5 protein-coding genes are annotated in these 12558 nt (G+C 73.7%); 3 read left to right on the top strand and 2 right to left on the bottom strand.

Going from position 1 to position 12558, the window contains the following annotated elements:
- Window positions 1-13: 13 nt before the first annotated feature.
- The gene (locus Q5694_RS31185; RefSeq protein WP_333936858.1) at window positions 14-1561 is read right to left on the bottom strand and encodes an alpha/beta hydrolase; all 1548 of its coding nucleotides are present in this window, start codon (window positions 1559-1561) and stop codon (window positions 14-16) included.
- Window positions 1562-1712: 151 nt separating this feature from the next.
- Window positions 1713-4436: a lysylphosphatidylglycerol synthase domain-containing protein gene (locus Q5694_RS31180; RefSeq protein WP_333936857.1), complete on the bottom strand. Its 2724-nt coding sequence runs from the start codon at window positions 4434-4436 to the stop codon at window positions 1713-1715.
- Window positions 4437-4613: 177 nt separating this feature from the next.
- On the opposite strand from Q5694_RS31180, the gene Q5694_RS31175 reads away from it, so the two are divergent.
- From Q5694_RS31175 to Q5694_RS31165, 3 genes are all read left to right on the top strand, one after another.
- On the top strand, window positions 4614-5012 hold the full coding sequence (locus tag Q5694_RS31175) for an MGMT family protein (RefSeq protein WP_443040976.1): 399 nt from the start codon (window positions 4614-4616) through the stop codon (window positions 5010-5012).
- 266 nt (window positions 5013-5278) lie between these two features.
- Complete coding sequence (locus Q5694_RS31170) at window positions 5279-8857, top strand: ATP-dependent helicase (protein ID WP_333936855.1); 3579 nt, start codon at window positions 5279-5281, stop codon at window positions 8855-8857.
- A gap of 91 nt (window positions 8858-8948) precedes the next feature.
- Window positions 8949-12557 carry an ATP-dependent DNA helicase gene (locus Q5694_RS31165; RefSeq protein WP_333936854.1) on the top strand — a complete coding sequence of 1203 codons (3609 nt, stop codon included), beginning with the start codon at window positions 8949-8951 and terminating at the stop codon, window positions 12555-12557.
- Window position 12558: the final 1 nt, after the last annotated feature.

Here is a 12558-nt window from a genome sequence, read left to right as displayed (position 1 = left end):
TGCCTCTGCGGTGTCAGGTGCAGACGGTGCCGGCCGGCGGCACCTTCCCGTCCAGCAGGTAGCCGTTCACGGCGCCCTGGACGCACTTGTTCCCGCTGTCGTAGGCCCCGTGCCCCTGTCCCCGGTACGTCAGCTCGATCCCGACCCCTTCGCCCAGCGCCTCCACCATCGCCCGTGCTCCCTCGTACGGGGTGGCCGGGTCGCCGGTGTTCCCGATGACCAGGATGGGGGCCGAGCCCGGAGCGCTCACGTCCGGATGATCGGCCGCGCCCGGCACCGCCCAGTCGGTGCAGCTGATCATGCCCCAGGCCAGGTAGTCGCCGAACAGCTCCGAGGCGGCACGGAACTCGGGCAGCTTCCGCTCCACGTAGGCGGTGTCGTACCGAGCCTTGTCGTCGGCGCAGTTGATGGCCGCGTTGGCGGCGGCGATGTTGCTGTACTCGCCGTTCTCGCTGCGTCCGTTCATCGAGTCGGACAGCAGCATGAGGATCTGGCCGTTGCCGTCGTAGGCCTGCTCCAGACCCTCGGTGAGGTACTCCCAGAAGTCCTTCGAGTACAGCGCCTGTGCGATGCCGCTGGTCGCGGCCGTCTGGGTCAGCTCGCGCGGGAAGATGCCCGGGATCGGTCTGCGGTCGAGGTCCGCCAGCAGCTCGGCGATGCGGTCCTTCACGTCCTGTGCGCTGTCGCCGACGGGGCATTCCTCGGTCTTGGACACGCAGTCCTCGGCGAAGTTGTCGAGCGCCAGCTGGAAGCCCTCGGCCTGCCCGAGTGAGCCCTGTTCGGCGGTTTCCGAAGGGTCGACGACGGCGTCGAACACGGCCCGGCCGACGCGCTCGGGGAACAGGTGGGCGTACACGCCGCCGAGTTCGGTGCCGTAGGAGATGCCGAAGTAGTGCAGCTTGTCGTCGCCGAGTACCTGGCGCATCAGGTCCAGGTCGCGGGCCGCGTCGGTCGTGCGCACGTTCGGCAGCATCTTCCGCGAGTTGTCCTCGCAGGCCGCGTTGAACTCCTTGGTGTTCGCCAGCAGCGCGGTGCGCTCCGCGGCGTCGTCGGGTGTGGCGTCCTGCTGGAAGTAGGCGTCGAGCTGCTGGTCGTTCTCGCAGATCACGGGCGCGCTGCGGCCGACGCCGCGAGGGTCGAAGCTGACCAGGTCGTAGCGGGTGCGCAGCTTCGCGTAGCCCTCCGCGAAGGCGGGCAGCGAGGTGACGCCCGAGCCGCCGGGGCCGCCGAAGTTGAAGATGAGCGAGCCGACGCGGGCGTTGTCGTCGCCCGTGGTGCGGACCCGGATCAGTTCCAGGCCGATCGCGTCCCCCTCGGGGTCGTCCCAGTCCAGCGGCGCCTTCATGGTGGCGCACTCCCACTCGCCGTCGTCCGGCAGCGGGGAGGGCGCGGGACCACCGCCCTGGGCATCGTCCGGGGCCGGGCAGGCCTTCCAGTCAAGGGTCTGCCGGGTGAGGTCCTCGTCCTTGGCGTCGTCGCCCGCACAGCCCGCCAGGACGGCGGACAGCAACGCGGCGGAGGCGGTCAGGGCGGTGGCGCGCAGGCGGAGGCGGGTCGGCATGGTTCCATCCTGCGGTGGCCCGCACGGGTCCGCGCGGGACGCGTGCCGTACGAGGGAGCAGGCACCGTCGGGCCCTGCTGCGGCCAGTTGCTGTGGCCATGCCGTGGCCAGGAGGGCCGGCCGGCGTCGACGACGCCCGTGACCAATACCCCTAGAGCGCCTGCTTACGGGTCAGGTGGTTGAAGGCCAGCCAGCCCGGCAGGACGGGCAGCCACAGCGTCAGCAGGCGGAACAGCAGCACCGCCGGTGCCGCGACCTCCTTGGGCAGCCCCACGGCGATGAGACCCACCGTGAGGGTCGCCTCGACCGCGCCCACACCGCCCGGCGTCGGCGCCGCGGACCCCAGGGCGTTGCCCGCGAGGAAGACGACGGCGACGCTGGCGATGCTGATCGAGGTGGTCTCGTCGCCGAACGCGCGGATGGAGGCGTCCAGGCACATCACGAAGCAGGCGGTCAGCAGCAGCATGCCGCCGATGCCCGTGACCAGCTTCTGCGGCCGCTGCAGTACGTCCAGCATGCGCGGCACGACACCGGCGAACAGCGACCGCACGCGCGTGACGACGAACTTGCGCAGGAACGGCACCGAGGTCACCACGAGCACCAGCACCGCCACCGTCAGCAGACCGGCGATGACCGTGCGGGACGGCGACAGCGACGGCGTCTTCTCGGTGCCGGTGAGGTAGCCGAAGGACAGCAGCATCAGGATGTGACAGCCCAGCCCGAACAGCTGCGAGGCGCCCACACTCGCCACCGCGAGCCCCGGGCGCACTCCCGCGCGCTGCAGGAAGCGCGTGTTCAGGGCGACGCCGCCCACCGCCGCCGGTGCGACGATCTTGACGAACGAGCCCGCGACCTGGGCCGCCACGGTCCGCAGGAACGGCACCCGCTCGGGCACGAAGCCCAGCAGGGCCATCGCGGCCGCGACATAGCTGGCCATGGAGAACAGCACGGCAGCGGCCACCCAGCCCCACTCGGCGTTCGCGATGAGCGGCCCGAACTCGATGTGGGTGAGCTGCGTGAGCAGGAAGTACGCGCCGATCGCGCCGGCGATGAAGCTGATCAGCGTGCGCGGCCGCACCCGCTCCAGCCGGGCCGGTTCGACCGGGGCCTGCGGCCTGATGCGCAGCACCTCGTGGCGGATCTGGGTGAGCAGGTCCTCCTCGCGCGCTTCCTCCAGGGCCTCGTCGATGGCTCGTTTCTCGGCCCGCTGCTCGGCGCGTACGGCCTTCTTGCCGGGCTTCTCCGGGGCCGCCGGCGCCTCGCCGGCGGACTCCTCGAGACGGGCCTGCTTGGCCTGCCGGGACGCCTCAAGGACCGCCTCGCGCTCACGCTGCGCCCGCTCGCGGGCTAGTCGGCGCAACGTCGCGCGCGTGGAGCGGCTGAGCGCGATGGGCTGGAGCATCGGCAGGCAGTCCGCCACCGCGTCCGGGCCGAGCACGCCCACCGCCGAGGCGACCGCACGCTCGCCCCCGACGCGCAGGCCGAGGGTCACCAGGAGCTGCGAGATGTCCATCCGCAGCAGCAGATCTCCGGCCGCGATCTCCCCGACGCGCAGGTCGGTGAGGATCACCGTGCCGGAACGATCCACCAGGATGGCGTCACCCACCAGCCTGCGGTGCGCGATCCGGCGGGACTGCAGGGCCTTGACCTGGTGCCAGGTGTCGCGCAGCAGGTCGTCGGTGATCTCCTCGTCGGCCAGCGAGTCGAGGCTGCGGCCACCGCTGTGCTCGTAGACGAGCATCACCGCGTCGGGGCCCAGCTCGGAGGTGGCGATCAGCTTGGGCGCGTTGGCGCCGGCCGCGATGGCCGCGTAGGCGAGCAGCGCCTCCTGCTCCAGTGCCTGGCGCAGCGACTGCAGGCTGCTGCGGGTGGCGAAACCGCGCAGGGTCAGATTGCGCCAGGCGCGGTAGAAGAACCCCTGAGCCTGCTGCTCCCGGTCGACCACGGTGACGTCCAGGGGTGGGCCGTCCTCCAGGGTGACGAAGTAGCGGCGACCCCGGTCGCCGGTGTCCAGGTTGTCCGAGGCGTCCTCACGGGAGGCGCTGACCGGCCGGAAGCCGACCGTCCGCAGACCTGCCATCAGGGTCCGCCCGGTGGGCCGGACGTTGGGCGAGCCGACCGCGTAGAGCGTGCCGTAGGCCACCGTCCAGCCGATCAGCACCGTGAGGATGATCGAGAACGGGGTCGTGTACCCGGTGACGAGCATCGAGAAGGCGTCGAGGAGCAGCACGACCCACAGCACCGCACGCCACCTCGGCCTGCGTGACATGCCGACCGCGGTCATGTACGCGATGACCGGCGCGAGGTAGCCGTGCACGGGGTCGGTCAGCGCGTGGACGTCGCCCGGGGAGGGCTGGGTGAGCGCCTCCTGGATGGAGCCGGGGGCCGCCCGCGCGACCCACAGGTCGGTGGCCAGCGTCACACCATGGGCGAGGACGGCCGCGAGGACGCCGTCGGCGATCCTCAGGCCGTCCCGTTTGATCAGCCGTTCGATGGCGAAGGCGACCGGCACCAGCAGGATCGCGATGCTGGAGGCCAACCCCGCGATCTTGATGAGCAGGTCGGGCGCCTGCCCGGTGCCCTTGTTGATGTCCTGTTCGAGGCCCGAGGTGGTGCCGTGCGCGAACGCGGCGACGCCGATGAGCACCGCGACGGCGAGCACGCCCACGAGGAGCCGCATGAGGTCGGACGGCCGGTGCACGCGCGCGGGGAGCAGCGGTTCGTCGCCCTCGACCTGGTCGATGTGGGCGACGTCCGGCTCCTCGGCGGCCGGCCGGCTCCGCTTCGGGGCCGCCTTGCGGCCGTCGTCCGCGGGTCCCGGGCGCGACGAAGCGTCAGAGGTGCCCTCCGTGTCCTGTGCACCCTGCTGCTTCATCGTCTCTTCTTGGTCTCGTATCACCGGTCACCGCCCGCACGATGGTGGCATGCCACACCGATGCGCACGGGCATCAGGGTGCACATGCGGGGGCGGACAGTCTGCCCGACGCGCCTGTGCCGGGCGACTCGCAAGCCTGTGCGCACCCGCGGCCCGTTGTCGGTGGGGTGGGGCAGGATGGGGCGGATGAGCGAGCAGAACCCCGAGGGGGGCCGGTACGACGACGGGGGCGCGCAAGCGCTGCCCGCGTACGCCGAGCGGGTCCTCGACGTAGCGGAACTGATCCCGCCGGGTCGCGTCCTCACCTACGGCGACGTCGCCGAGTGGCTGGAGGAGGGCGGCCCACGGCAGGTCGGCCGGGTGATGGCGCTCTACGGGGGAGCTGTGCCGTGGTGGCGGGTCGTCCGCGCGGACGGCGTCCTGCTCCCGGGGCACGAGCAGCGCGCCCTCGGGCACTACCGGGAGGAGGGCACGCCCCTGAAGCAGGCCGGCCGGGCCGCCGAGGGTCACCTGCCGCGCATCGACATGAGACGCGCGCGGTGGGACGGCGGCGATCGCGCGGAGGGTCACACCTGACAGCTTCCGCCATCGTGAGCCACCTCGTGTGACGCATGATCCGGACGGGGGACATGTGGCACGTCGGTGGCATGACGTACGTTCGTGAGGCGAGGGACTCGAGTGCCGAGCGTGTCCCGAGTGACCGGAGGGAAGAAGGGGAAGCCCTGCCTCCGCCTCACTCGGCGGCGTAGCGTCGGCCGCACCCGTCCCCGTCATCCCGCGGTCACCGCCCGCCACGCGCGGTGGCCCGCCAACCAGCACTTCCACCAGGACCGGCGAACCACGTGAGCTCCTCTTCCTCCACCAGCGGCCTGACGCACCCCCGGGTGCGGCGGGGGAGCCGTGGCGCTTACCGACTGGTACGTACCCCTCCCGTCCGGGTGGATCCCCCTGTGATGGACGCGGCGCAGCGCTCCGTGGTTGACCACCGGGCCGGTCCGCTGCTGGTCCTCGCAGGTCCGGGCACCGGCAAGACGACCACGCTCGTGGAGTCGGTGACCGAGCGGATCGCCCGCGGGGCGGACCCCGAGCGCATCCTGGTGCTGACGTTCAGCCGCCGGGCCGCCGTCGAACTGCGCGACCGCATGGCCCTGCGGACCGGCGCGGCCCGCGCGCCCCGGGCGACCACCTTCCACTCCTTCTGCTACGCGCTGGTCCGCGCCCACCAGGACGACGACCTGTTCGTCGAGCCGATGCGCCTGCTCTCCGGCCCCGAGCAGGACGTCTCCGTCCGGGAGCTGCTCGCGGGGCAGGTGGACCTGGAGCGGCTCGGGCTGGCGCACGTGCGCTGGCCGGACGAACTGCGCGCCTGCCTCACCACCCGGGGATTCGCCGACGAGGTCCGCGCGGTCCTCGCCCGCAGCCGCGAACTGGGCCTCGGCCCCGACGCCCTGGACGCCTTCGCGCGCCGCACGGGCCGCCCCGACTGGCGCGCCGCGGCGGCCTTCCTCGCCGAGTACCTGGACGTGCTCGACCTGCAGGGCGTGATCGACTACGCCGAACTGGTGCACCGCGCGGTGCTCCTCGCCCGCCGCCCCGAGGTCGCCTCCTGGCTCGCCGCCCGGTACGACGCCGTGTACGTCGACGAGTACCAGGACACCGACCCCGCTCAGGTGCGGCTCCTGAGCGCGCTGGCCGGCGGCGGCCGCACCCTCGTCGCGTTCGGCGACCCCGACCAGTCGATCTACGCCTTCCGCGGGGCGGACGTCAACGGCATCCTGGAGTTCCCGCACGCCTTCCCGCGCGCGGACGGCCGTCCCGCCCCCGTGGCGGTGCTGCGCACGTCCCGCCGCTCCGGTGCCGCCCTGCTGGCCGCGACCCGGCTGCTCACCCAGCGCATGCCGCTGACCCGGCTGCCCGCCGAGAAGGTCCGCGCCCACCGTGAACTGGCCCCCGTGCGGGACGGCGGCCGCGTCGAGGCGTACACCTACCCGACGTCCGGGACGGAACTGGACAACATCGCCGACATCCTGCGCAGAGCCCACCTGGAGGACGGCGTCCGCTGGAGCGACATGGCCGTCCTGGTGCGCGCCGGCTCCCGCACCATCCCGACGATCCGCCGCGCCCTCACGGCGGGGGGCGTCCCGGTGGACGTCGACGGTGACGACGTGCCCCTGCGGCACGAACCGGCCGTGGCCCCGCTGCTGACGGCGCTGCGGGCGGTGGCCGGTGCCGAGGCGGGGCTCGCCGGGACGGCGGACGACGAGCGCCGGCCCGCGGCCGACGCAACTGCCTCCGACTCCCGTGAGAGCCCCACCCTCGACTCCGGTCCCACCCTCGGCTCCGGTCCCGGCGACGGCACCGGCCCCACCTCCGGCACCAGCGACAGCTCCTCCCGCGCATCCGGCCCCGGTGACGGCACCGCTCCCGACTCCGGCCTCGACGACAGCCCCGCCATCGACTCCGGCCTCGGCTCTGGGCCCGGTGACAGCCCCGTCATCGACTCCGGCTCCGGCCCCGGTGACAACCCCGTCGGCCACGCCGGCCCCTGCTGGCTCGACACCGAGACCGCCCTCACCCTGCTCACCTCCCCCCTCGCCGGCATGGACGCCGCAGACCTGCGCAGGCTCGGCCGCGCCCTGCGCGAGGAGGAACGGGCCGCCGGCAACCCCCTGCCGCCGCCCTCCGACGTGCTGCTCGCGCAGGCGCTGGCGGAGCCCGAGCGGCTGGCCGTGCACGACCCCACGTACGCGCGTGGTGCTCAGCGTCTCGGCGCGCTGCTGCGCAAGGCCCGGGAGCGGCTGGCCGGCGGCGGCACGGCCGAAGAGGCGCTGTGGGACCTGTGGGAGGGCACACCGTGGCCCGCCCGGCTGGAGCGGACCGCCCGCAGGGGCGGCGCGGCGGGACGCAACGCCGACCGCGATCTGGACGCCGTCTGCGCGCTGTTCGCCACCGCGGCCCGGGCCGAGGAGCGCACCGGCGGCCGGGGCGCGCTGAACTTCCTGGAGGAGATCGACGCCGAGGACATCGCCGCCGACACCCTCACGCGGAGGGCCGTGCGCCCGGACGCCGTGCGTCTGATGACCGCTCACCGCTCCAAGGGCCTGGAGTGGCGCCTCGTCGTCGTCGCGGGCGTCCAGGAGGGCCTGTGGCCGGACCTGCGCCGCCGCGGCTCCCTGCTGGAGGCCGACCGCATCGGCCGCGACGGACTCGCCGAACCCCTCACCCCGGGTGCGCTGCTCGCCGAGGAGCGCCGCCTGTTCTACGTGGCCGCCACGCGCGCGCGTGAACGGCTCGTCGTCACCGCCGTCAAAGCCCCCGCGGACGACGGTGACCAGCCGTCCCGGTTCCTCACCGAACTCGGCGTCGAACCCAAGGACGTCACCGGGCGCCCCCGCCGCCCGCTGTCCGTCCCCGCACTCGTCGCCGAGCTGCGCGCCACCACGGTCGACCCGCGCGTCTCCGACGCCCTCAGGGAAGCCGCAGCCCGCCGCCTGGCCCGGCTCGCCGCCCTCTCCGACGAGGACGGCCGGCCCCTGGTGCCGTCCGCCCACCCCTACCGGTGGTGGGGCATGTTCGAGCCGACCGAGTCCAAGGTGCCGTTGCGCGACCGCGACCAGCCCGTCGTCCTGTCGGGCAGCGCCCTCGACCAGCTGGCCAACACCTGCGCCCTGCAGTGGTTCCTGGGCCGGGAGGTGAAGGCCGACGCGCCCGCGACCGCCGCGCAGGGGTTCGGCAACGTGGTGCACGTCCTCGCCGACGAGGTCGCCTCCGGGCGCACCCCGGCCGACCTGTCGGTCCTCATGGAACGCCTCGACTCCGTGTGGAACGCCCTGGCCTTCGACGCGCCCTGGAAGTCGGAGCAGGAGAAGGCCAACGCGCGCGTGGCGCTCGAACGCTTCCTCCAGTGGCACGTCATGGACCGCACCGGGCGCACCCCGGTGGCCAGCGAGCACGACTTCGACGTCACCATCGAGGCGGGCGACTACCAGGTGCGCATCCGCGGCCAGATGGACCGCGTCGAGGCGGACGGCGACGGCCGCGCCTACGTGGTCGACTTCAAGACCGGCAAGCAGGCGCCCACCTCCAGGGAGGTCGAGCACCACCCGCAGCTGGCCGTCTACCAGCTGGCCGTCCGCGAGGGCGCCGTCGACGAGGTCTTCGACGGGGTGCGCCCCGAGCCGGGCGGAGCAGAACTGGTCCACCTCCGCCAGGGGGCGGCCAAGCGCGACGGCGGCGAGACCCTGCCCAAGGTGCAGGCGCAGCAGCCGCTCGAGGGCGAGTGGGTCGGCGATCTGCTGGCCACGGCCGCCGGGAAGGTCCTCGACGAACGTTTCACGCCGACCGCGGGGCAGCACTGCACGAACTGCGCGTTCCGGGCCTCCTGCAGTGCCCGTCAGGAAGGGCGCCACGTGGTGGAGTGACCCATCGCACCACCCGTGCCGACCTGCGTTTCCGCCGTCCCGCGGGCCGATCCGGTCACCGCTGTCAGTGGCCGCCGCTAGCCTCTTCGACGTGCCCGCCCGTATCACCGACCCCGAACAGCTCAAAGAGCTCCTCGGCATCCCCTTCACCCCGGAGCAGACGGCCTGCATCACCGCGCCGCCCGCCCCGCAGGTGATCGTGGCCGGAGCCGGCTCGGGCAAGACGACGGTGATGGCGGCGCGCGTGGTGTGGCTGGTCGGCACCGGCCAGGTCGCCCCCGAGCAGGTGCTCGGCCTCACCTTCACGAACAAGGCCGCCGCCGAACTCGCCGAGCGCGTCCGCAAGGCGCTGGTCAAGGCCGGCGTCACCGACCCCGACGCCATCGACCCGGACAACCCGCCCGGCGAGCCGGTGATCTCCACCTACCACGCCTTCGCGGGCCGGCTGCTGACCGACCACGGCCTGCGCATCGGCCTGGAGCCGACCTCCCGCCTGCTCGCCGACGCCACCCGGTTCCAGCTCGCCGCGCGCGTGCTGCGCGAGTCACCCGGGCCCTACCCGGCCCTGACCCGGTCCTTCCCGGACCTCGTGGGCGACCTGCTCGCGCTGGACGCCGAGCTCGCCGAGCACCTCGTACGCCCGGAGGCACTGCGCGCCTACGACGCGGAGCTGCTGCTGGCCCTGCACGGCGCCAAGCTCAGCAACGCCGACCTGCGCAAGGTGCCCGAAGCGGCCGCCGCCCGCCGGGAACTCGCCGAGCTGGTCACCCGCTACCGGGCCGCCAAGCGTGAGCGGGACCTGCTCGACTTCGGCGACCAGATCGCCCTGTCGGCCCGTCTCGCGAAGACCCCGGAGGTGGGACGCCTGCTGCGCGAGGAGTTCCGGGTGGTCCTGCTCGACGAGTACCAGGACACCTCCGTCGCCCAGCGCGTCCTGCTGGCGGGCCTGTTCGGGGAGGGCACCGGCCACCCGGTCACCGCCGTCGGCGACCCCTGCCAGGCGATCTACGGCTGGCGCGGCGCCTCCGTGGCCAACCTCGACGACTTCCCCGAGCACTTCGCCCGCGCCGACGGCCGCCCCGCGACCCGGCAGGCGCTCAGCGAGAACCGCCGCAGCGGCGGCCGCCTGCTCGACCTCGCCAACGGTCTCGCGGAACCCCTGCGCGCCCTGCACGCGGGCGTGGAGGCACTCCGCCCGGCCCCGGGCGCCGAGCGCGACGGCATGGTGCGGTGCGCCCTGCTGCGCACCCACGCCGAGGAACTGGACTGGGCCGCCGACTCCGTCGCCCATCTCGTGCGGACGGGCACTCCGCCCGGCGAGATCGCCGTCCTGTGCCGCACGGCCACCGACTTCGCCGAGATCCAGGGCGCCCTGGTCGCGCGGGACGTCCCGGTGGAGGTCGTGGGCCTGTCCGGGCTGCTGCACCTGCCGGAGATCGCCGACCTCGTGGCCGTCTGCGAGGTCCTGCAGGACCCCGGCGCCAACGCCTCCCTGGTCCGCCTGCTGACCGGCCCCCGCTGGCGCATCGGCCCCCGCGACCTCGCCCTGCTGGGGCGGCGCGCCCGGCTGCTCGTGGCCCACGCGCGCGTGGAGGGCGACGACGACCCGGACCGCCGGCTCGCCGAGGCGGTCGAGGGCACCGACCCGTCGGAGGTGATCTCCCTCGCGGACGCCCTCGACACGTTCCTGGAGACACCGCTCGACGGCCGCGGGGACGACGACGGGCTCCCCTTCTCGCCCGACGCGCGCGTGCGCTTCGCCCGGCTGGCCACCGAACTGCGCGAGCTGCGCCGCTCCCTGTCCGACCCGCTGATGGACGTCCTGCACCGCGTACTCGCCGTCACCGGCCTGGAGGTCGAGCTGTCGGCGTCCCCGCACGCCCTGGCCGCCCGCCGCCGCGAGACCCTGTCGAACTTCCTCGACGTCGCCGCCTCCTTCGCCGCCGGCGACAACGAGGCGACCCTGCTCGCCTTCCTCGGCTTCCTGCGCACCGCCGCCCAGTACGAGAAGGGCCTCGACAACGCGCTGCCCGGCGGGGAGAACACCGTCAAGGTGCTCACCGCGCACAAGTCCAAGGGCCTGGAGTGGGACGTCGTGGTCGTCCCGGGTCTGGTCACCGGCACCTTCCCCAGCAGCCAGGGCCGCGAGAAGTGGACCTCCCAGGGCAAGGTCCTGCCGCACGAGCTGCGCGGTGACGCCGACACCCTGCCCGACGTCACCTCCTGGGACGCCCGGGGCATGAAGGCCTTCCACGAGGCGATGAAGGACCACCAGCACACCGAGGAACTCCGCCTCGGTTACGTCACCTTCACCCGCCCCCGCTCCCTCCTGCTGGGCTCCGGCCACTGGTGGGGCCCGACCCAGAAGAAGCGCCGCGGACCGTCGGCGTTCCTCCAGGCCCTCTACGAGCACTGCGAAGCGGGCCACGGCGAGATCGAGGCCTGGGCGGAGGAACCCGCCGAGGACGAGGAGAACCCGGCCCTGCACCAGGCCGCCGCCGACCAGGTGTGGCCCCTGCCCCTGGACGACGCGGCCCTGGCCCGCCGCCGCGCGGCTGCCGAGACCGTCCTGGCCCACCTGGAGGACCTCGCGTCCCGGGAGGACATCCAGCCCGCCGCGGTGCACGCCCCGGGTCTCGTCGACGACCCGGAGTGGCCCCCACCGCCCGAGGACGACGAGCCGCCGTACGACGAGCCCCCTCACGCCCAGGCCTCGTACGAAGAGCCCCCCTACGAGGAGCCCTCCTACGGTGAGCCCTCGTACGACGAGCCGGACCCCTTCGACGAGTCCGGTGCGTTCGACGAGTCGGGTGCGTTCGACGAGTCCGGTGCGTTCGACGACCGCGCCCTGCCGGCCGAGCCGGGCGCCGGCGACGCCGGGACCAGGCACCGCCGTCCCACCGTCCCCCACCAGGCCGCCCCGGCCGAGCCCGCGCCCTTCCGGGGCGACCCGCGTCTCACCCCCGAGGAGGCCCGCACCGTCGCCTCCTGGGACCGCGACCTCGACGCCCTCACGGGGGAGCTGCTGCGCGCCCGCGACAGCATCACCGAGGTCCCCCTGCCGGCGTCGCTCACGGCGTCCCAGCTGATGCACCTGGCCGCCGACCCGGACGGCTTCGCCCAGGAGCTGGCCCGCCCCATGCCGCGCCCGCCCCAGCCCGCCGCCCGCCGCGGCACCCGCTTCCACGCCTGGGTCGAGGCCCGTTTCGAGGAACTCACGCTGCCGATGCTGGAGCCGGAGGAACTGCCCGGCACCGACGCCGAGATCGCCGACGAACGAGACCTGGAAGCGCTCAAGGAGGCCTTCGAACGCACCGAGTACGCACGCCGCACGCCGTACCGGGTCGAGGCCCCTTTCCAGCTGGCGATCGCCGGCCGGGTCGTCCGGGGCCGCATCGACGCCGTCTACAAGCAGGGCGACGGTGAGGACGCGACGTACGAGATCGTCGACTGGAAGACCAGCCGGTCCCGCACCGCCGACCCGCTCCAGCTGGCCGTCTACCGCCTCGCCTGGGCCGAGCAGCAGGGCGTGCCCCCGGAGAGGGTCACGGCAGCGTTCCTGTACGTGCGCGGCGGGGAGGTCGTACGCCCGCGGCACCTGCCCGGCCGGGCCGCCCTGGAGCGGCTGCTCACGGAAGAGCCCGAGGGAGGGCGGCTCGGTGAGGAACCGCACTCCGACGACGTCGGCGCGGGCCGATAGG

Origin of the sequence: Streptomyces sp. AHA2 (genome assembly GCF_036857595.1) — a bacterium.
Taxonomy (GTDB): domain Bacteria; phylum Actinomycetota; class Actinomycetes; order Streptomycetales; family Streptomycetaceae; genus Streptomyces.
This window is presented reverse-complemented; position numbering and strand designations above follow the sequence as displayed.